We start from the raw sequence: 20,486 nt of genomic DNA, 5'->3' as shown, positions 1-20,486 counted from the left end.
TATATCCTTAGAGGCTTCAAATCGTTTTTTTAGGTTATAATAATCAAATGCAATCTGAGCCTAAATGGATAGCTTGGGAAATAACAAGAAGATGCAACTTAAGATGTATTCACTGTAGGTCATCGTCGGAAAATACAGTATTAGAACATCCTGACCCTACAAAAGAGGAGTGTCTAAAAATAATTGACGACATAACCTCCTATGCTAAACCAGTTCTTGTTCTAACAGGCGGAGAGCCGCTTTTAAGAGAAGATTTTTTTGAAATTGCCGATTACGCTGGTAAAAAAGGATTAAGAGTTTGTCTTGCCACAAACGGCACATTAGTAAATGAGGAAATATGTGAAAAATTAAAAGCCGTTGATATAAAAATGGTCTCACTAAGCCTTGACGGACCGAATGAAAGGGTGCACGATGATTTTAGAAATCAACAAGGTGCATTCAGAGGAACAATCAATGCAATAGAGCTTTTTAAAAAACACGGCATACCCTTCCTCATAAACTCCTCCTTCACAAAGAGAAATCAAGAATATATTCCGCAAGTGTATGAATTAGCTAAAAGCCTTGGTGCTACAGCTTGGTATATGTTTATGATAGTTCCAACAGGAAGGGCAGAGGAACTCTTAAATGAATTAATCGATAAAGAAGACTACGAAAATATTCTAAACTGGCACTATGATATGGAAAAAAAAGAAAAAGACATACTTGTTCGACCTACTTGTGCACCTCAATACTACAGGATAGTTTTAGAGAGGTCAAAGAAAGATGGGGAAAAATTCGAAAGAAGGTCTTTGAAATTCTCGACAGGAGGAGCTAAAGGATGCGTGGCAGGACAACTTATATGTCTCATAAATGTTGATGGAGATGTTATGCCCTGCAGTTATTTCCCTCTGCCTGCAGGCAACATTAAAAAACAGTCTTTCAAGGAAATATGGGAGAACTCTGAAATCTTCAAAGATTTAAGAGAGTTTTCTCGCTATAAAGGTCGTTGCAATAACTGCGAATATATAAACGTATGCGGAGGATGCAGGGCAAGGGCATACTGCCTCAAAGGTGATTATCTGCAGGAAGACCCATATTGTAAATACACTCCCAGGAGAAGCAAGTGAGAGATATATTCATAAAAGCTTGTAATGGCTTAAAAACTGACTATACACCTGTATGGTTTATGCGACAGGCTGGCAGATACATGCCTGAGTATCAGAAGGTCAGACAAAAGTATGATTTTCTTACTATGTGCAGAACTCCTGAGATAGCAGCAGAAGTCACAATGCAACCGGTGAGGATTTTAGATGTTGATGCGGCCATTCTTTTCTCCGATATTCTAATTCCCCTTGAAGCAATGGGCATGAAAATTGAGTTTATTGAGGAAAAAGGTCCGCAAGTTCATCCAGCTATTAGGACATCAGCCCAGCTTAGTCAACTGAAACCAATAGAAATTGAAAAAATCCAGTATGTCTTTGAAGCCATAAGAATTCTCATTAGGGAACTTAACGTTCCTCTAATTGGATTTGCTGCATCGCCTTTTACTCTTGCTACATACATAATTGAAGGAACTTCATCTAAAGATTTCATAAACTCAAAAAAGTTTATGTTTTCTGACAAAGAAAGTTTTCACAAACTAATGGCTACGCTTACAGATTCAATGCTTTTATACCTTAAAGAACAGCTAAAGGCGGGAGTTAATGCCATTCAGATATTTGATACATGGGCAGGTATTCTTTCGCCTTTTGATTATGAGCTTTTTGTAAAACCCTATGTAAAAAGACTTACTGAGGGACTAAAATCTGTGCCTGTGATTTATTTCTGTCCTAATGCAACAGGCTTGGCAAACCAAATAAATGAAACGGAAGCTGATGTCTTAAGCATTGACTGGAGAATAGATATAAGCGATGCTTCCAGATTATTTAGAGAGAAAACAATTCAAGGGAATCTTGACCCCTTAACTCTTCTCGGGTCAGAAGATGAAATATTTAAAAGAACAACCTACATACTGACAGGCGGCAGGAAGGCGAGGTCTCATATTTTTAATCTCGGTCACGGAGTTAATATTCACACTAAAGTGGATACACTGAAAAAGCTCGTTGATTTTGTTCACAACTTTAAACACAAGGAGGAATAAGCATGCTCAGAATAGGAGTGTTAGCTTCGGGAAGGGGCTCAAATTTTCAGGCAATAATCGATGAAATAGACGCTGGCAGAATCACTGCCAAAATAGAGATTTTAATCGTTGACAACCCAAATGCCTACGCTATTGAGAGAGCCAAAAAACACGGCATACCCCATCTTTTTATAAATCCAAAAGATTTTGAAACCAAAGATAAGTTCTATGAAAGAATAAAGGAAGAACTCCTATCAAGAGGAGTGGAACTTGTTGTTTTAGCTGGATTCATGAGGATTGTAAGAAAACCCCTTCTTGAGGCTTACCCCAACAGAATAATGAACATTCATCCGGCTCTTTTACCCTCCTTTCCCGGACTTCATGGTCAGAGGCAAGCTGTTGATTACGGAGTTAAAATAAGTGGCTGCACAGTCCATTTTGTAGATGAGGGAGTAGACACAGGACCTATAATAATTCAAGCGGCTGTTCCCGTCCATCCTGACGACACAGAAGAAAGTCTGGCAGAACGGATTTTAAAATTAGAGCATAAAATATTTCCAGAGGCTATAAGACTTTTTGCTGAAGGAAGGCTCAAAGTTGAAGGACGAAAGGTAAAAATAGAAAACTACCGGCTTCCCGAAATTCAGTTTACCAATCCAGAGACCCGATAAATGACATCTTCACAATTCAAAAGACAGACAGTAAGACCTACTCCCGCCATAGTTAGAAAGGCAATATTTGATATTATTAGAGATGTGGAAAATAAAACCTTTGTTGACATTTATGCAGGTAAAGGCTTTGTAGGCATAGAAGCATTGAAAAAAGGTGCGAAAGAGGTAATTTTTGTGGAACGAGACCCTGTATTGTGCCTTTTCATTAAAAACTCCTTGCAGAAGAAAAACTTGTTAAATAAAGGAAGAGTGCTAAACTTAGATGCAATAAAATTTCTGGATGAATCACAACTTCAGTATGACATAATATTTGCTGACCCACCTTATGAATCCGGTGAATTAGAGAGAATTTTTAAGATTTTTGAGAGAAAAAATCTGCTGAAAGAAGAGGGGATTTTGATATTACAGCACTACAAAAATGAATCTCTGCGAGAAAAGCTAAAGGAATTAAGAATTTATAAATGTTACAGATATGGTGATACTCTTTTAACTTTATACAGGAGGGAAGAATGAAAATTGGCGTTTATCCTGGCACCTTTGACCCTATTACAAACGGTCATCTTGATGTAATCAAAAGGGCACTGAAAATTTTTGATAAACTCATAGTGGCTGTTGCAATATCAAGCTATAAAAAATCTCCCATCTTTACAATTGATGAGAGAATTGCTTTCATAAAAGAAACAACGGTAGAGCTCAAAAATCTTATCGTAGAGCCCTTTGATGGCTTACTTGTTAAGTTTGTAAAACAAAAAGGAGCCGTTGCTATTGTAAGAGGGTTGAGAGCAGTGTCAGACTATGAATTTGAACTTCAGCTTGCCCATGCAAACAGAAGACTCTATAGAGATATTGAAACAGTTTTTCTCATGCCCAGTGAAGAGTTTTCTTTTCTTTCATCAAGCCTGGTCAAAGAGATTGCCTATTTTGGTGGCTCTGTAAAAAGCCTTGTGCCTCCGACAGTAGAAAAGGCTCTGAAGCAAAAATTTCAGAAACAATAGGAATTAGAAAATTCTTTACTGCCGTTATTCCACCGTCGAGATAAATTGCTCCTATTATTGCCTCCATGGTGTTTGCGAGGATTGACTCTTTGTCAAATCCGCCGCTGAGTTTTTCACCTTTCCCGAGAAAAATAAATCTTCCAATAAAAAGTCTTCGAGACAACATGGCAAGAAACTTTCTGCTTATTAAAAAGGCTCTTATTTTTGACATTTCCGCCTCATCAAGTTCCGGAGTTAAATTAAAGAGATACTCGGAAACTACGAAGCCAAGAATAATATCTCCAAGAAATTCAAGTCGCTCGTTGGATGGTAGATAGTTTTCATTAGCATAGGAACTGTGGGTGAGGGCTTGAAAAAGAAAATGAGGATTTTTGAAGTGATAACCTAAAATACTCTCAATTTCCTGAAAATTTTCTAAAAACAAGGGATGCATTAGTTCCGCCAAATCCGAAAGAGTTGGTAATGGCACATTTTATCTCTCTTTCTATTTTTCTGTGGGGTACGTAATTAAGGTCACACTCTGGGTCTGGATTGTCAAGATTTATTGTCGGTGGAACAACATTATTATAAATACTAAGAATTGTAAATATAGCCTCTACGCCGCCTGCTGCACCAAGAAGATGCCCCGTCATAGACTTAGTTGAACTCACACAAAGTCTGTAGGCATGTTCACCAAAGACAGTTTTTATTGCCTGCGTTTCAAGCTCATCTCCCTGTTTTGTTGAAGTTCCGTGCGCATTAATGTAGTCTATCTCTTCAGGCTTTATTCCGGCATCATTAATTGCCATCCTCATACATCTGGCACCACCCTCGCCCTCTGGAGCAGGTGCGGTTATATGATAAGCATCGGAACTCATTCCATAGCCAGCAAGCTCTGCGTATATTTTAGCGCCTCTTTTTAAAGCATGCTCAAGCTCTTCAAGAATAATGATTCCTGCACCCTCTCCCATAACAAATCCATCCCTGTCAATGTCAAAAGGTCTGCTTGCCTTCTGTGGTTCTTCATTCCTCGTTGAAAGTGCTCTCATGATTGAAAAACCCGCAATTGCCATCGGCGTTATCACTGCCTCTGCTCCACCGGCAATCATTACATCTGCATCGCCATACTGAATCATCCTGAAAGCTTCACCAATGGAGTGATTTCCTGTAGCACAAGCTGTTGTAACAGCAAGATTCGGGCCTTTTATACCGTATTTCATCGAAACCTGTCCAGCGGCAAGGTTAATAATAACCATTGGAATGAAGAAAGGACTCACCCTTTTCCAGCCTTTTTCAAGAAGCATCTTATGGTAATATTCAATAGCTGGAAGCCCCCCCATTCCAGAGCCAATTACAATTCCTATTCTTTCAGAGTTAGCCTCTGTTATCTTTAATTCTGAATCCTCAATGGCCATCTGAGTAGCAGCTACGGCAAAGTGGATAAATCTATCCATCTTTTTGACTTCTTTAGGTTCAATATATTTGGTTGGGTCGAAATCCTTTACCTCTGCCGCTATACGCACAGGATAGTTTGATGTGTCAAACTGAGTTATGTAACCAACCCCAGATTTTCCCTCAAGAACAGCTTGCCAGGAGGATTTAACATCAGGACCGAGCGGGGTAACAGCACCCAGCCCGGTAACAACTACTCTTCTTTTTGCCATCAGAGATTAAGCCTGTCCTGTTTTGTTTTTTATGTATTCAATTGCATCTTTAACTTTTCCAATCTTTTCAGCATCTTCATCGGGAATCTCGATACCAAAGGCTTCTTCAAAGGCCATTACCAGCTCTACTGTGTCTAATGAGTCTGCTCCAAGGTCTTCAACAAATGAAGCCTCCGGTGTTACCTGCGATACTTCAACACCAAGTTGTTTTGCTATAATTTCCTTTACCTTTTCTTCTACCATTTACATACCTCCTTCATTCGTTTTCTTTTTTACATGTACATGCCACCATTTACGTGAATAACCTGACCGGTTATGTAGCCTGACTCTGGTAATGCTAAAAATATTATAGCATTTGCCACATCCTCTGTAGTTCCAAACCTCGACAGAGGAATCATTCTTAACATCTCCTCCTTAACTTTTTCAGGCAATTTGTCTGTCATTGCCGTCTGAATAAAACCCGGGGCAACAGCATTTACAGTTATACCTCTTGACGCATACTCCTTAGCAAGAGTTTTTGTAAGAGCAACTAAACCTGCTTTAGAAGCAGAGTAGTTAACCTGGCCTGGATTTCCTATGAAGGCCACTACAGAGGCAATATTTATTATTCTACCATACTTATTTTTTGACATAACCTTCACGGCCTCACGACAGCAAAGAAAAGCACCCTTTAGATTGATATTTAAAACAGCATCCCACTCTTCGTCTTTCATTCTAATCAGCAAATTATCTCTTGTTATTCCTGCATTGTTCACAAGAATCTCTATCTTTTCAAATTTTTTAACGGCCTCATCAAATAAAACTTTTACGTCATCAGCTTTTGATACGTCTGCTTTAACTCCTAAAGTTTCAACGCCAAATTTGTCTCTTATCTCTTGGGCTGCATTTTTTGCAACAGTCTCGTCTAAGTCAACTACAACTATGTTAACTCCTCTTTTTGCCAACTCCTCCGCTGAAGTTCTACCTATCCCCCTTGAAGAACCGGTTATTATTGCTGTTTGTCCACGCATAAATTTTCCTCCCCTTTTAGAGACATCTAAAAATCAAATTATAAAAAAAATTAACCTAAAAATTCCACCCTCAAGGTAATTTAGAACTGCACTGTTATTCTGCTATCTGCCTTTAACCCACCACACCTTGCTCAAATATAGACAGAACAGGCTGTTTTACTTAGAGTATAAGCAAAGGGATGTATACTCATGCCGGCATTTGCAAATTGATTTTTTACTATGGTAAAATTCACAACTATGAAAACAACGAACATTGTACTTGCTGGTACAGGAGGTCAAGGAATTGTTCTTGCAAGCCGTATTATTGCCCATGTGGCATTCAACAGCGGACTTGACGTTAAAGAAAGTGAAATTCATGGAATGGCTCAAAGGGGTGGAAGCGTCATTGGACACATAAGATTTGGAGAAAAAATCTTCTCTCCAGCCATTCCTCAGGGACAGGCAGACATATTAGTAGCCTTAGAAGAGATGGAAGCCCTAAGATATGCCGCGTTTCTTAAGCCAAATGGAATATTAATACTGAACAGAAAAAAAATCACTCCTGCCTTAGCGGAAGACAAGGATTATCCTGAAAACATTGAAACTCTCCTCAAAAATAAAAAATTTAATGTTTATACAATCGATGCAGAACAAATTGCTAAAAATTTAGGAAATGTTAAGGTAGAAAACTCTGTTATTTTAGGTTTTCTCTCTGTTTTTTTGAATTTTACTTCCGAAGAATGGACTGCAGTAATTAAAGATTCTGTCCCTCCGAAAACAGTAGAACTAAATATAAAAGCATTCCAAGAAGGCAGGAGGTTTGCAAAAGAAAATGCAATTCTGGAACAAGGAAGTAGAAACCTTAGAGAGGAAAAAACTAAAGGAACTTCAACTTGAAAGACTTAAGAAAACTCTGAGAAGAGTATATCAAAAAGTCCCTCATTACAGAGCTAAATTTAAAGAAGCCAATGTAACTCCAGAGCGAATCAATCACCTTGAGGATATTAATAAACTTCCCTTTACCACGAAAGAAGACTTATACATAGATTACCCTTTTGGTTTAGTTACCCTTCCTGTGGAAAAACTCCTCAGATTACATACATCGAGCGGTACAACTGGTAAACCAAAGGCAATATTTTTTTCAAAAAGAGACATAAACAACTCTGCAGAACTTATTGCTCGCTGTCTCGTAATGACAGGTGCTGGAAGAGGAGATATTCTTCAGAATAGCATGACCTATGGACTTTTCACCGGCGCTTTTGTAATGCATTATGGAGCAGAAAAGGTGGGAATTCTCGTTATCCCTGCTGGTCCTGGTAATACGGAAAGGCAGATAAATTTAATGAGAGATTTTGGCACAACAATGTTACACATAACTCCAAGTTATGCTCTTTATGTAGCTTCAGTTATCCACGATAAAGGAATTGACCCAAGAAAAGAACTAAAACTAAAGAGAGCATATTTAGGTGCTGAGCCATACTCAGAGGAGACAAGGAAAAAAATCGAAGATATGTTAGGCATAGACATATACAACTGTTATGGTCTAACAGAGATGAACGGTCCTGGAGTGGGTTTTGAATGTAAGTATAAAGCTGGACTACATATTTGGGAAGACAATTTTCTAATGGAGGTTATTAATCCAGAGACTGGCGAACCTCTACCTGAAGGTGAGATTGGCGAGCTTGTTCTTACAACTTTAAACAGAGAAGCGATGCCGCTGATTAGATACAGAACAAGAGATTTAACTAAAATAATCTCTGAACCCTGTAAATGTGGAAGAACGCACAGGAGAATTTCAAGAATACTCGGAAGATCCGATGACATGTTCATAGTGAAAGGAGTAAATATCTTCCCTCAGCAGATTGAAAGGGTCTTAATGGGAATAAAAGGTGTGGCGCAGAATTACCAGATTGTTTTGGAGTCCTATGACGAGATGACAGTTAAAGTTGAACTTGACAGAGAGCTTTTCGACGGAAAAATTGAGAGACTCATTAAGATGAAAGAGGAGATAATTGAAAAAATACGTTCTGCCACGATGGTAAAACCAAAGGTTGAACTTCTCGAGCCCGGCACTTTACCAGTCAGTGAAGGCAAGGCAAAGAGAGTGATTGATAAAAGAACTATTTAAAGCCATAACAGGAGGTTATCTATGAGTAAAGTCTACATGATATCTATTTTTGCAGAGAATAAACCGGGTAGACTTGAGAGAGTTACAAAGGTTCTATCAGAGGCCAATATAAATATCCTTGCCTTTTCAATAACAAGCACAAATGGATTTGGCATCATAAAATTCATGGTTAACAAATGGGAAGAGGCTTATAAGCTACTCAAAGAAAAGGGGTTCACAGTATCTCTCAATGAAGCAATCGGAATTGAAATGAAAGACCAACCAGGTGGACTTCATGAGGTTGTGAAGATTTTATCTTTAAAAGGCATTAACATTGAAAGCGCTTCCGTATATGTAGCAGAAACAAGAAAAAAGGCCTATTTAATAGTTGAAGTAGAAGATACGGCAAAGGCTATGGAGATGCTAAAAGGAGAGAACTTAAGATTCTTAAATGCTGAAGATATAAAGTGAGGTGAATCTATGTATTGGAATAAAGAGTTAGAGTGTATATCAGAGGAAAATTTAAGAGAAATACAACTTCAAAGACTTAAGGAAACGGTCAAAAAAGCTTATGAGAAAGTTCCCTATTACAAGAAAAAATTTGATGAAGCCGGAGTTGTTCCCGAAGATATAAGAGAACTTGAAGACCTTAGAAAAATTCCATTCACAAGTAAGGCTGATCTCAGAGAAGTTTATCCCTTTGGCATGTTCGCTGCTCCTTTAAGTGAAATTGTAGAGATTCATATGTCAAGTGGCACTACTGGAAAACCTGTGGTAGCTGGATACACGCTGCAAGATATTGAGATATGGTCAGAGGTAATGGCAAGATGTCTTACTATGGCAGGCGCAACAAAGAACGATATAGTTCAAGTTGCTTATGGATATGGACTGTTTACAGGAGGGTTTGGAGTTCACTATGGAGCTCGAAAAATTGGCTCTATGATAGTTCCAGCCTCAGCAGGTAATACACGCAGACAGATAGAGATAATGAGAGACTTTGGAACTACCATATTAACATGCACACCGTCATATGCCCTCTACATGGCCGAAGTTGCTGAAGAGATGGGAATCCAACCAACTACTCTAAAACTAAAGGCAGGATGTTTTGGAGCAGAGATGTGGACAGAAGCTATGCGATATGAAATAGAGAAAAGATTTGGATTGAATGCTTACAATATCTACGGCCTTACGGAGATAATTGGCCCTGGTGTGGCACATGAATGTTCTGAAAAAAATGGATTGCACGTATTTGAAGACCATTTTATAGTAGAGATAATTGACCCTGATACAGGAGATAATCTTCCAGAAGGCAAAAGAGGAGAACTTGTTCTTACAACCCTTACCCGTGAAGGAATGCCGATGCTCAGATTTAGGACAAGAGATATTACGTCTCTTATAAGAGAAAAGTGCGCCTGTGGAAGAACATTTGCAAGGATAGAGAGAATCAGAGGAAGAACCGATGACATGATAAAAGTAAGGGGTGTAATGCTGTTTCCATATCAGATTGAAAAGGCTATACTTGAGGTACAGGGAGTAGAACCCCACTATCAAATAGTTATAACAAGACCTCAACATCTTGACGAAATAGAAGTTATGGTGGAGATGTCGCGTGAGAGCTTTTCAGATGAAATCAAACATCTTGAAAATCTTAAGAGGAAGCTTGAAAGACGCATTGAAGAGATAGTTGGAATAAGAGTAAAAGTAACGCTTGTCGAACCCAAGAGCCTTCCAAGAAGCGAAGGTAAAGCAAAAAGAATTATAGACAAAAGAAGTCTAAATGAATAGGAGGTTAAAAAATGAAAATAAAACAAATTTCAATTTTTCTTGAAAACAAAAGGGGAAGACTATATGAAGCCTTAAAAGCCCTTGCTGATGCATCAATTAACATTAGGGCTCTATCTATAGCAGATACCTCTGAGTTTGGCATATTAAGATTAATCGTCACAGACCCTGAGAAAGCAAAAGAAATACTTGAAAAAAATGAATTCACCGTAAAACTCACTAATGTTATTGCCATTGCCGTTAAAGACAAACCAGGAGGACTTGCAGAGGCACTTAAATATCTTTATGACGCAAATGTAAACATCGAGTATATCTATGCCTTTGTTGAAAAATCTGGTGAAAAGGCGGTTGTCGTTCTAAGAACCGAAAACCTTGATAAAACAATCTCTATATTACAGGATAAAGATATAAAGCTACTTAGCTGGGAGGATGTTTTATCTCTTTAGTTTTTTGGAGAAGTAAAACTTAAATACCGGATTTCTAAATTCTAAAGCTTAACAGGCAGTAAGGATTTTCTCAACTTTTCTAAAGCCTTCTCCTTTTTCTTAGCTTCAATCATAATATGAACTCTTGTTACGTCGCTATCTTTAATCATTTTATAGAGCTCGAGGAAATCTTCAGTATTTATATAATCTCCATGACTCCCTATTCTTCCTTCTCCTGCCGATGAAAGATGCATTTTCGGAACTCCTTTGCCTATCCATGTATTGAAGACTTCTTTAAGTTCAATCTCAGAAGGATTCAGACGATGATGAAAAAAATCAAAAACAAAGGGTATCCCTAAATTCTTAGCAATATTTAACACCTCTCTTGCATTGAAAAGTTTTTCATCATTCTCGACAGTAAGCCTTATTTTTAGCCATTTGTTTTTCTCTATATTCACCATAAATCTATCAATTGAGCGCTCTCTATCACCATAAACCCCTCCAACATGGATAATTACAATGCCTTCATCACCAACCCCAAGACTATCAAGAACCCAAAAATGATATTCAAGCTCTCTTAGAGAGTTTTCAATGACTTCACTCTTTGGCGAATTTAGTATTACAAATTGTCCCGGATGCATGGTTATTCTGAGTGGATATTCCTTTAGCCTCTCCGAAGCCTCTTTCAGATAGGACTCAAGTTTGCCAAACCATTCCTCTTTGAAATCCCTATGGGATGCATAGGGGATAAAGTTTGAGCCAAGTCTGAATACTTCGATTTTTTCTCTTTTGCATAGGTCAAGAAGTTTGAAAAAATCACTTAGATTCTTAAGAAATGCCTCAAAGACTCTGTCAAAGGTGAGGTTTTTAAGTCTAAAAGTGTGATTTGTCGAAAGTTTCCCATCTCCGTTTGTGCAGAATATTCCAAAGCCTATCTCTGTCAATTCTCACTCAACTTTAAGAATAAAGGAGTCAATCTTTGTCTCAGCTCCTCCAAGACCGCCAACAAAGTTTGCGTAGACTCCGACAAATCCTCTATTTATTCTTGATACATCAACTGTTCCCGATAATTCCTTTTCATTCCAGTAAAATTTTGCTTTTCCATCCCTCACCCTCACTGCCATCTTGTGCCATCCTGCCTTCTTAGGAACTCCACCAGGTATCTCCCTCTCCTTCCAGAATTTGAGATAGACAGGAAAGTGTCTTGTATCCTTGCCTATGTATGCCACATTAAGAGAAGGGTCTTTGCCGTTAAAGTCACAGATAAATCGATAAAACCTTGAATTTACTGGGTCAATCAGAAAGGCAAGTCCTGAAAGTTGACCCTTTTCTTTATCTGTGACAGGACATAAAACATAAGATTCAAGATAAAAATTCGATACCTCTTCAGTTACTGCGTAACTTAAGGCAGCAAAACCTCCTTGATTGGCATTTCTTAGCACTCCTACTCCACTGTCTCCATCTGGTGCAGAACTGTCTTTGACTGCCTCTAAATTGTCAAGAAAAAAATGGGGAAAGAAGTTCCATTTAAGTTGTGCTTTACCCTGTGGAAAGCTATCCCTGTAAGTTTCGGCAAAAGAGTCTGAGAGACTAAATAGCAGAATAAGGCTAAAAATCCCAAATTTTATTAAGATTGACATGGCAGTATCCTCCTGGGTTTTTATCAAGATAGTCCTGATGATACTCTTCTGCTTTATAAAAGTTCTTTGCCTTAGATACTTCTGTTGTAACCCTTATCCCCTTAGACTTGACTTCCTCAATTACTTTATCGATAATCTCCTTCTGTGCTTCATCAAAATAGTAAATAGCTGAACGATACTGAGGACCAATATCAGGTCCTTGACGGTCCTTTGTGCTCGGGTCGTGAATCTTAAAAAAGTGTCTAAGAATCCTCTCAAGACTTATTACTTTAGGGTCAAAGGTAACTAAGATAACCTCTGCATGACCAGTCCTACCTGTGCATACCTCTTCATAGGTAGGATGCTCCTTCCATCCACCGGAGTATCCAACTACTGTGCGATTAACTCCCTTAACCCTTTTAAAATATGCCTGAACACCCCAGAAACAGCCTCCACCAAGGATTATCTGTTCAAAATCTCTTTTTAAGTCCTTAAACATGGGCAAGTAATCAATGTATCCCTCCTCAACAAGACGTTCAAGAGGAACAAATCGCAGAGCTGCTGAGTTAATACAGTATCTAAGCCCGGTAGGAGGTGGTCCATCCTCAAAGACATGTCCAAGATGTCCGTCCGTTCTCTTTGTCCTAACCTCTGTTCTAATCATTCCGTAAGAGGTATCAAGTCTTTTTTCAATAAGTTCCTCATGGACAGGTTTAGTGAAACTGGGCCAACCAGTGCCTGAGTCAAATTTATCAAGAGAGGAAAATAGGACATCTCCGTTTACGATGTCCACATAAAGACCATGTTCTTTATTGTTCCAATACTCATTCTGAAAAGGAGGCTCTGTCCCTCCCTCTCTAAATACATAGTGTTGCATTGGAGTGAGTTTCTCTTTTTTCATTTTTCTTACACCTTTTCCACTTTACAGTAAAAACTTCTTCCTGAAGGAGTGCATGTAATAGGGTCTCTTTCAAAATCATCGGTGAGAGCGTTTAGGTTCCACTGGTCAGACTCCTCACCCCATCCCCAAGCTATTCTTAAAACTCCCTCACCAACCAGCTCTGAAACTCTTGCCTTCATCTTTACCTCTCCTCTTGGTGTGGAGACTTTCAATAGGTCACCATCGTGAATATTGAGCTTTCCCGCATCTTTTGGATTGATGTCTATGAAGGGTTCTCTGTCAAGCTTTCTCAGTTCCCCAATCTTTCTAAACTGGGTATGGGTGTAGCAGTTCACTCTTTCTCCACTTATTCCTATGAATTTCAAGTCACCCTTTCCACTAAAACTAATTGGGTCTCTATGGAATCCATTCAAAAAGGGTATTGGATCATGGTCTGTATCGGCAAGGCTTTGAGAGAAAATCTCAACTTTTCCTGAAGGAGTTTTAAGTCCCTCAGTTTCATACTTTTTAAAGCGAGGTTTTTCATACCATATCCCTTGAGGATTCTCTTTTAGAGTCTTTACTGTCAAACCTGTTGGTTTAAGCTGAAAATCAAGGGCTTCCTCTACTGTATCCCAAGGGAAATAATCTCCGACTCCTAAAGCCTTAGCAAGTTCAAAGACTATTTCAATGTCTTCCTTGCTCTCACCAAGGGGTTCAATTACCTTCTGCTGAAGCATTATGAAACAGTTTCTTATGTATGCCCTATTAATCTGTGTCTTCTCAAAACAGCTTGAAGCAGGCAAAATTACATGGGCAAACTCAGCTGTTTTGTTTTTAAACATATCTATCATTACAAGACAGTCAAGACGCTTCAAAGCCTCCCTTACTCTTCCTGAATCCATCATTGTAACAGCTGGATTTCCCGACTGGACAAAGAGAAACTTTACAGGATAGGGCTTCTCCTCAATGATTGCATCAATTAGGCAGGACTGTCCGTGAAGTCCCCAAGTGGGATGGAATTTTTCAAAGTGGGGATAATCAAGCATAACTGATGGTACATCTACAACCTTTTCTCTTAACTGGACATTCGTAAGGGGAATCGGCTGAGGTATAAAGTCTCCGCCTTGAATGTCAATATTTCCTGTGAGTGCCCTAAGGATACATACTGCCCTTGTTGCTTGAAAGACATCTGTCTGCATGTCAATACCATTTCCATCAATGATGCATGCGGGCTTCACTGTTGCATAAAGCCTTGCTGCATCCTTTATGAGCTCAACGGGGATTGAGGTTTTCTCAGATAACTCGCCTAAATCAAACTTTGAAAGCACTTCCCTTAAGGCATCAAAACCCTCGCAGTATCTCTCAACGAAATCTCTATCATATAATCCCTCTTCAACTATAACCTTAGACAAAGCCATTGCAAGGGCTCCATCATGGGCAGGTTTTATCCGAAGCCAAAGGTCTGCAATCTCTGCAAAGAAAGTCTTTACAGGGTCTATAACTATTAATTTCGCTCCACGTTCTTTCGCATGAATTATTGCCTCTGCCATGACTGGCAATGTATTTCTATCATTTTTCCCCCATATCACAATACATTTTGCATCCTTTGGCTGAGGAATTGTAATTGCTCCATAAGTATAGGTATGGGCAATCTCTCTTGCAACAAAGCAGACAGAGCCGTTTCCGAGGGCATTTGGAGAGCCAAGGGCACTCATGAGCCTTACAGCATAATCCCAGGGAGTTCCCCAATCAGCAGCCATTCCCCTAAGAAGTGCGATAGATTGAGCTCCGTAGGAGTTTTTTACTTTATTAACTTTATTAGCGATAAAATCCAGTGCCTCCTGCCATGAAACCTCTCTAAATTCCTTACTAAGATTTTCCCTTAAAAGTGGCTTTAGCACCCTATCTTTTGAATAGACAATATTTTTTGCATTGGCAAGCTTAGGACATACTATTGCTTTCTCAAAGGGAGTAAGTCTTCTTGCATTGACTAATTGACCATCATTTACCTCTACTTCAATGGGACAACAGGCTGAACAGAGTCTACAGACAGTTGTTTTTTTCACTGGCTTTCTCCTATCTTTGAGCTTTTGTGTATAGACTCTTGATTAGTTCCGCATGATTTCTATGATTCCTTATTTTCCAGTTCACAACTCCCTCTGCCTCAACTTTCCATGGTGGAACGAGAACGTTCTCAAGTATTTTAGCTACATTTTCATGACCATATCCATAAAATCTTCCATCTCCCTTTCCTCCAAGCCATTGCTCCTGAGGAGCAACCTCCTCAGACCATGAATAGGGATCTGAAATTAGAATTTGGCAACCCGAGGGCTTTCCAACTCTATTCATCTCCTCAAGATGTCTAAAGGGTACTGGCACTTTGTCGAGAATATTTAAAGAAACAATCTTTGAAAAGGTCTCTCTTCTAAAGGGAAGCCTTAGTGCATCGGCTACGATAAACTCGGTATTGTCTGTTTTCATAGATTCGGGAAGAGTAAACTCAGCCTCCCTTGTAATAAGTCCCTCTTCAGTGAGTTCAAATCTTTTTCCTCTTCTTTTCATTATCTCCCTTGCAGTCTTAATGAAGGCAAAGGATAGGTCAATACCAACTGAGAAATCACTCTTTCCTGCCATGTCAAAAACAAATCTTCCTACAGCGCAACCAATGTCAAGACTTATGCCACTACTTCTTTCCATAAGAGATGCCCACTCTGGATAGGCAGGAAGCCATTCTTTATCATGAAGAAGGTCACCGTAGTGACTCCACAAGTAGGATGAGACTACCTTTGGATTTTCATACTTATTTCCCTGAATGGGCTTCCATTCTGGGTCGGGTGTTAAAATTGCAACTCCATCGGATATTCTAAATTTTGAACCACATTTTTCACAGAACAAAAATCCCACCACTACATCATCCTCTTCAGATTGATTGGCATTCAGTTTAAGCTCTACTTCAAAGGGAAGGCAAACTGGACAAATCAAAAACTCTATCAAAAACTTTTTCATAAATCCCCCTTTAAAAAGTTGAATCTTTAAATACTTCTAAATTATAAACCAACTCAGAATTGACATTCAAAACTCCATCTGTTATTATTGTTTATAAAATTTCAGTAGGAGGTCTCCTATGGCTTATCAGGCAAAGGACTATTCAAATCTTATTGGAATGTCTGGATTTAGTGAAACCCTCCTTAAAAATCACTTTACTCTCTACCAGGGCTATGTGACCAACACGAATAAGCTTCTTGACACACTCAATCAGATGCTTAAGGAGGGAAAAACAGGCACACCTGAGTATGCAGAGCTTAAAAGAAGGCTTGGTTGGGAATGGAATGGAGTAAGACTTCATGAATACTACTTTGAAAATCTCGGTGGCAATGGTGTTCCTCCAGAGGCTGGAAAACTTATGTTACTTATTAATGAAAACTTCGGAAGCTTTGAGAATTGGCTTAAGGACTTTAAGGCAACTGGCACAATGAGAGGAATTGGCTGGATTGTTCTCTATCAGGATACTCTCACTGGAAAACTTTTCAACTTCTGGATAAACGAACACGATGTGGGTCATCCCTCTGGATGTAATCCCCTGCTTATAATGGATGTCTTTGAACATGCCTTCATGATTGATTATGGTCTTAAGAGAGCTGACTACATTGAAGCATTCTTTAAAAATATTAACTGGCAAGAAGTAGAAAAAAGAGTGAAATAGGAGGAATTTATGGCTTACACAATTGATGATTTAAAGGCAAAAATACTTGAAATGTATCCAGAAGTTAAAGAGCAGGGTTTTAACGTTACGATTTACTACAGTGAGGAGAAACATTCTTACATTTTGAGATTTCAAAAGGGAACTTCTGAGCTTATTACCCATCTTGATAAGCAAGATGCCGATGACTGCATGAATAATGTAAAGTGTGTCTATCTTGGAGTACAGATTGGTCAGTTCATTAAAAACTTCACTGAAAGAGAGCGTTTTGAAAGGGAAAAGCCTGAAGTAGTAGCCGAATACAAGGCTGTTGAGAAAACTGTAGCCCTTGATGAAGAAGGTTATCTAAAAAATATAAACGACTGGAATGAAAAGGTTGCCCAGATGATTGCCCTACGGGAGGGAGTTGGAGTTCTTACAAAGGAACAGCTTGATATGGTCAAGTTTATTAATAATTACTATAAAACTTACAACTACTTCCCAGTTCTTAGCCACGTCTGTAAAAATGTAAATCAGCCAAAGGACTGTATTGCTGAGAAATTGATTGACCCTATCATTGCTTGGAAGATTGCAGGACTTCCCAAACCTGATAACAATCTAATAAACATAGTCAAATATGGCGTAACTCCCTCATAATGGATTACTCAATCAAGATAGGTGGTGAGGCAGGACAGGGAATTCAGACAGTTGGTGAGACCCTGTCCCGCCTATTTGCAAGGGCTGGTTACTATGTCTTTACCCATCAGGATTACGAGTCCCGAATAAGAGGTGGACACAATTTCTATCAAATAAGAATCTCAGACAAGCCTATCACTGCCTCAAGAACTCCCATTGACATCCTTGTTGCCCTCGACAGAGAAAGCATCATTCAACATGAAAGGGAACTTAGTCCTACAGGTCATGTTCTCTATGATTCATCATATTTAAAGGAAAAATACGAAAAAGCCAACTTCCTTGATGTGCCTCTCTTTGACTTAGCAATCAAACACGGTGGAAGTAAAATCATGGCAAATACTGTGGCAGTTGGTGCAGTTGTGGGAATGCTTGGGATGAAGCCTGATATTATGTATGAACTAATAAAGAAGACCTTTAAGAAAAAGGGAAGCGAAGTTATTGAGGCAAACCTTAGAGCATCAGAGGCAGGTTATAACTTTGCAAGGGAGCACTGCCTTACCTGCTCCTTTATGGTTTCAGGGTTTGAATCTCCGAAAATGCTAATTACAGGTAATGAAGCAATAGGTGCTGGTGCCTGCGCCTCTGGTCTTAAGTTTTATTCTGCCTATCCGATGACACCTTCAACAGGGATACTTAATTTTGTTGCCGATAAAGCAAAGGAATTTGGAATAGTTGTTGAGCAGGCAGAAGATGAGATTGCTGCAATTAATATGGCACTTGGTGCATCCTTTGCTGGAGTACGTGCCATGACTGGAACTTCAGGCGGTGGCTTTGCCCTTATGGTTGAAGGACTCTCTTTGGCAGGAATGACCGAAACTCCCCTTGTAATTGCCCTTGCCCAAAGACCAGGTCCTGCCACAGGACTTCCTACAAGAACTGAGCAGGCAGACCTCTTTTTTGCCCTCTTTGCAGGACATGGAGAGTTTCCACGGGTGCTATTTGCACCGGGAAGCCCTGAAGAAGCCTTCTTCCTTACAAACAAAGCCTTTGACTTGGCAGAGAAATATCAAATTACAGTGATAATTCTTACAGACCAGTATCTTGCTGATAGCCAGTGGAGTTATACAGGATTTGACCTTTCCCGTTTGAAATACATTGATTATAGATTGAGAAACGGTGAGTTTAGAGCATTAGAGAGCTATAAGAGACATGCCTTCACAGAGACAGGGGTATCTCCACTTGGTGTTCCCGGAGACTCAGAACATCTCGTTGTCACTGACAGTGATGAACATGACGAAGAGGGACACATAATTGAGGATGCAGAGACAAGGATTAAAATGGTTGAAAAGAGGCTATTTAGAAAAATGCCCCTAATTCAGAGAGAAATTGAGCCACCAAAGCTTTATGGTGTCCTTGAGCCTGAAATAGTGCTAACTTGTTGGGGTTCAACATATGGAATAGTGAGAGAAGTAGTTGATGAACTCTCTAATAAGTTTAAAATAACAATGCTTCATTTCAGTGAACTCTATCCCTTTTCAAATGATTTGAGATGGACAGAGAAAATAGAGAAAGCAAAAGTCACAATAAATATCGAACAGAATGCCACAAGTCAGTTTGCAAAGCTCATTAGGATGGAGACTGGAATAGAGCTAAAAAACCACATAAATCGCTTTGATGGAAGACCTTTTACCTTAGATGAACTCAAGGAGAGAGTCTATGCCTACCTTAGATGATTTCAAAGGGCAGAAGCCTGCCTGGTGTCCTGGATGCGGTAACTTTTCAATCTTAAGGGCATTCAATGAAGCAATAGTTGAGCTTGGGCTTAGTCCCCATGAATTCGTAATTGTCTCTGGAATAGGTCAGGCTGGGAAATTTCCCCACTATACAAGATGTCATACCTTCAATGGATTACATGGAAGAACTCTACCTGTTGCAACAGGAATAAAGCTTACAAATCATAAGCTTAAGGTCTTTGCTGTAGCAGGTGATGGAGACTGCTATGGAGAGGGTGGAAATCACCTTATCCATGCAATAAGGCGAAACATTGACGTAAAACTCTTTGTCCATGACAATCAAATATACGGACTTACAAAGGGGCAGGCATCACCAACTTCAATGAAAGGAATGGTCACAAAGGTTCAACCTTTTGGAGTTTTCTCAGAACAGTTTAATCCTTTAACTTTAGCAATAGCTCTAAATTGTAGCTTTGTTGCCCGAGCCTTTGCAGGAGATATTGACCATCTAAAGGGTCTGATTAAAGAAGCAGTAAACCACAGAGGATTCACTCTCATAGACATACTTCAACCCTGTGTAAGTTTCAATAAAGTAAATACCTTTGAATGGTACAAAGAGAGGGTTTACAGACTGTCCGATGACTATGACCCAAGGGACAGAATTAGAGCCTTTGAGAAATCCCTTGAATGGGGTGAGAGAATTCCAATCGGAATTATTTATATAGCTAATAAACCTTCCCTCGATGGGCAAATTCCTGTAATTTCAAGTGAAACTCTTGTAGAGCAAAAATTCAACCCAGAAAAGATAAAAGAAATTTTCTTAGAGTTCTATTAGACTTACTCGTGCTCCAATTTTCTGAAAATATGTCAAATTAAAATATTTTTGTGATTTATTCCTTAGTTTGGCAATCTATCAATTTTTTTTACCTATAGAGCGCTCACTTTTGTAAACGCTTTTTGGCTTCTGATTTATAAAACTTTATACAAAATTACTCCGGTGCTACTCATAGTATTTGAACTAAAAATGTCTTGAAAGTTCAACAAAGGTATTCTACTCATGTGTTAATAGCTAAACTAAAATGGCTCCTCTTTATCCATCTTCGTTTTATTATATATCCTATATAGACAACAGAAATTAAAATTCTTATCAATCAACCTTTTTAGATATTCAATAAGCAAGTTTAGTCTGCAAGTAAAGATTGTTCTGCCATTCGCCCCAGATTTAT

Annotated in this window: 23 protein-coding genes; 14 read left to right on the top strand and 9 right to left on the bottom strand. The window is 39.0% G+C overall.

Annotation, left to right across the window (positions count from 1 at the left end; genetic code table 11):
* Window positions 1-47 precede the first annotated feature (47 nt).
* The 5 genes from ACZ430_RS10465 to coaD are packed head-to-tail and all read left to right on the top strand — an operon-like array spanning window position 48 to window position 3,764.
* Window positions 48-1,106, top strand: coding sequence for a radical SAM/SPASM domain-containing protein (locus tag ACZ430_RS10465; RefSeq protein ID WP_297212139.1), 1,059 nt, complete (start codon window positions 48-50; stop codon window positions 1,104-1,106).
* Window positions 1,103-2,119, top strand: a complete 1,017-nt coding sequence (gene hemE / locus ACZ430_RS10460) for a uroporphyrinogen decarboxylase (protein WP_297212136.1) — start codon at window positions 1,103-1,105, stop codon at window positions 2,117-2,119. Before ACZ430_RS10465 ends, hemE begins: the two co-directional genes overlap by 4 nt.
* Window positions 2,120-2,121: 2 nt before the next feature.
* Window positions 2,122-2,769 carry a phosphoribosylglycinamide formyltransferase gene (gene purN / locus ACZ430_RS10455; RefSeq protein ID WP_297212132.1) on the top strand — a complete coding sequence of 216 codons (648 nt, stop codon included), beginning with the start codon at window positions 2,122-2,124 and terminating at the stop codon, window positions 2,767-2,769.
* On the top strand, window positions 2,770-3,282 hold the full coding sequence (gene rsmD, locus ACZ430_RS10450; RefSeq protein WP_297212130.1) for a 16S rRNA (guanine(966)-N(2))-methyltransferase RsmD: 513 nt from the start codon (window positions 2,770-2,772) through the stop codon (window positions 3,280-3,282).
* Entirely contained in the window at window positions 3,279-3,764 is a 486-nt protein-coding gene (gene coaD / locus ACZ430_RS10445) for a pantetheine-phosphate adenylyltransferase (RefSeq protein ID WP_297212127.1), read from the top strand. Before rsmD ends, coaD begins: the two co-directional genes overlap by 4 nt.
* Here the strand turns inward: coaD and ACZ430_RS10440 are convergent.
* The 4 genes from ACZ430_RS10440 to fabG are packed head-to-tail and all read right to left on the bottom strand — an operon-like array spanning window position 3,673 to window position 6,417.
* Window positions 3,673-4,197 (bottom strand): ribonuclease III family protein, encoded by a 525-nt coding sequence (locus ACZ430_RS10440; RefSeq protein WP_297212125.1) that lies wholly within the window; start codon window positions 4,195-4,197, stop codon window positions 3,673-3,675. The two genes, coaD and ACZ430_RS10440, sit on opposite strands and share 92 nt — an antisense overlap.
* Complete coding sequence (gene fabF / locus ACZ430_RS10435; RefSeq protein WP_297212122.1) at window positions 4,160-5,407, bottom strand: beta-ketoacyl-ACP synthase II; 1,248 nt, start codon at window positions 5,405-5,407, stop codon at window positions 4,160-4,162. The genes ACZ430_RS10440 and fabF overlap by 38 nt, the downstream gene beginning before the upstream one ends.
* Window positions 5,408-5,413: 6 nt before the next feature.
* On the bottom strand, window positions 5,414-5,650 hold the full coding sequence (gene acpP / locus ACZ430_RS10430) for an acyl carrier protein (RefSeq protein ID WP_297212119.1): 237 nt from the start codon (window positions 5,648-5,650) through the stop codon (window positions 5,414-5,416).
* Window positions 5,651-5,679: 29 nt separating this feature from the next.
* Window positions 5,680-6,417, bottom strand: coding sequence for a 3-oxoacyl-[acyl-carrier-protein] reductase (gene fabG, locus ACZ430_RS10425; RefSeq protein ID WP_297212116.1), 738 nt, complete (start codon window positions 6,415-6,417; stop codon window positions 5,680-5,682).
* A gap of 219 nt (window positions 6,418-6,636) precedes the next feature.
* Here fabG and ACZ430_RS10420 point away from each other — a divergent pair, with 219 nt between their 5' ends.
* Genes ACZ430_RS10420 through ACZ430_RS10400 form a run of 5 tightly spaced genes read left to right on the top strand, consistent with a single transcriptional unit; the run spans window position 6,637 to window position 10,731 of the window.
* Window positions 6,637-7,293 carry an indolepyruvate oxidoreductase subunit beta gene (locus ACZ430_RS10420; RefSeq protein WP_464910591.1) on the top strand — a complete coding sequence of 219 codons (657 nt, stop codon included), beginning with the start codon at window positions 6,637-6,639 and terminating at the stop codon, window positions 7,291-7,293.
* Window positions 7,229-8,524 (top strand): phenylacetate--CoA ligase, encoded by a 1,296-nt coding sequence (locus ACZ430_RS10415; protein WP_297212112.1) that lies wholly within the window; start codon window positions 7,229-7,231, stop codon window positions 8,522-8,524. The genes ACZ430_RS10420 and ACZ430_RS10415 overlap by 65 nt, the downstream gene beginning before the upstream one ends.
* 21 nt (window positions 8,525-8,545) lie before the next feature.
* The gene (locus ACZ430_RS10410) at window positions 8,546-8,974 is read left to right on the top strand and encodes an ACT domain-containing protein (RefSeq protein ID WP_297212109.1); all 429 of its coding nucleotides are present in this window, start codon (window positions 8,546-8,548) and stop codon (window positions 8,972-8,974) included.
* Window positions 8,975-8,983: 9 nt separating this feature from the next.
* A complete protein-coding gene (locus tag ACZ430_RS10405) occupies window positions 8,984-10,288 on the top strand; it encodes a phenylacetate--CoA ligase family protein (protein WP_297212107.1) in 1,305 nt (434 codons plus the stop codon).
* A gap of 11 nt (window positions 10,289-10,299) precedes the next feature.
* Window positions 10,300-10,731, top strand: a complete 432-nt coding sequence (locus tag ACZ430_RS10400) for an ACT domain-containing protein (protein WP_297212103.1) — start codon at window positions 10,300-10,302, stop codon at window positions 10,729-10,731.
* A gap of 41 nt (window positions 10,732-10,772) precedes the next feature.
* Here ACZ430_RS10400 and uvsE read toward each other — a convergent pair whose 3' ends face one another.
* The 5 genes from uvsE to ACZ430_RS10375 are packed head-to-tail and all read right to left on the bottom strand — an operon-like array spanning window position 10,773 to window position 16,218.
* Window positions 10,773-11,654, bottom strand: a complete 882-nt coding sequence (gene uvsE, locus ACZ430_RS10395; RefSeq protein WP_297212098.1) for a UV DNA damage repair endonuclease UvsE — start codon at window positions 11,652-11,654, stop codon at window positions 10,773-10,775.
* Window positions 11,655-11,657: 3 nt separating this feature from the next.
* Entirely contained in the window at window positions 11,658-12,350 is a 693-nt protein-coding gene (locus tag ACZ430_RS10390; protein WP_297212097.1) for a hypothetical protein, read from the bottom strand.
* On the bottom strand, window positions 12,319-13,230 hold the full coding sequence (locus ACZ430_RS10385; RefSeq protein WP_297212095.1) for a bifunctional methionine sulfoxide reductase B/A protein: 912 nt from the start codon (window positions 13,228-13,230) through the stop codon (window positions 12,319-12,321). Before ACZ430_RS10385 ends, ACZ430_RS10390 begins: the two co-directional genes overlap by 32 nt.
* 5 nt (window positions 13,231-13,235) lie before the next feature.
* On the bottom strand, window positions 13,236-15,278 hold the full coding sequence (locus ACZ430_RS10380) for a molybdopterin-containing oxidoreductase family protein (RefSeq protein ID WP_297212092.1): 2,043 nt from the start codon (window positions 15,276-15,278) through the stop codon (window positions 13,236-13,238).
* 10 nt (window positions 15,279-15,288) lie between these two features.
* Window positions 15,289-16,218, bottom strand: a complete 930-nt coding sequence (locus tag ACZ430_RS10375) for a methyltransferase domain-containing protein (RefSeq protein WP_297212089.1) — start codon at window positions 16,216-16,218, stop codon at window positions 15,289-15,291.
* Between the two features lie 118 nt (window positions 16,219-16,336).
* Between ACZ430_RS10375 and ACZ430_RS10370 the strand changes: the two genes are divergently transcribed.
* The 4 genes from ACZ430_RS10370 to ACZ430_RS10355 are packed head-to-tail and all read left to right on the top strand — an operon-like array spanning window position 16,337 to window position 20,095.
* A complete protein-coding gene (locus ACZ430_RS10370; protein ID WP_297212086.1) occupies window positions 16,337-16,915 on the top strand; it encodes a superoxide dismutase in 579 nt (192 codons plus the stop codon).
* Window positions 16,916-16,924: 9 nt separating this feature from the next.
* Window positions 16,925-17,548, top strand: coding sequence for a TusE/DsrC/DsvC family sulfur relay protein (locus tag ACZ430_RS10365; RefSeq protein WP_297212083.1), 624 nt, complete (start codon window positions 16,925-16,927; stop codon window positions 17,546-17,548).
* A complete protein-coding gene (locus tag ACZ430_RS10360; RefSeq protein ID WP_297212080.1) occupies window positions 17,548-19,260 on the top strand; it encodes a 2-oxoacid:acceptor oxidoreductase subunit alpha in 1,713 nt (570 codons plus the stop codon). Before ACZ430_RS10365 ends, ACZ430_RS10360 begins: the two co-directional genes overlap by 1 nt.
* Window positions 19,244-20,095: a 2-oxoacid:ferredoxin oxidoreductase subunit beta gene (locus ACZ430_RS10355; RefSeq protein WP_297212077.1), complete on the top strand. Its 852-nt coding sequence runs from the start codon at window positions 19,244-19,246 to the stop codon at window positions 20,093-20,095. The genes ACZ430_RS10360 and ACZ430_RS10355 overlap by 17 nt, the downstream gene beginning before the upstream one ends.
* The last annotated feature ends 391 nt before the right edge of the window (window positions 20,096-20,486 follow it).

Source organism: Thermodesulfovibrio sp. TK500a, from assembly GCF_055381765.1.
The sequence above is the reverse complement of the archived record's forward strand: the minus strand, read 5'-3'. Positions and strand labels throughout refer to the sequence as shown.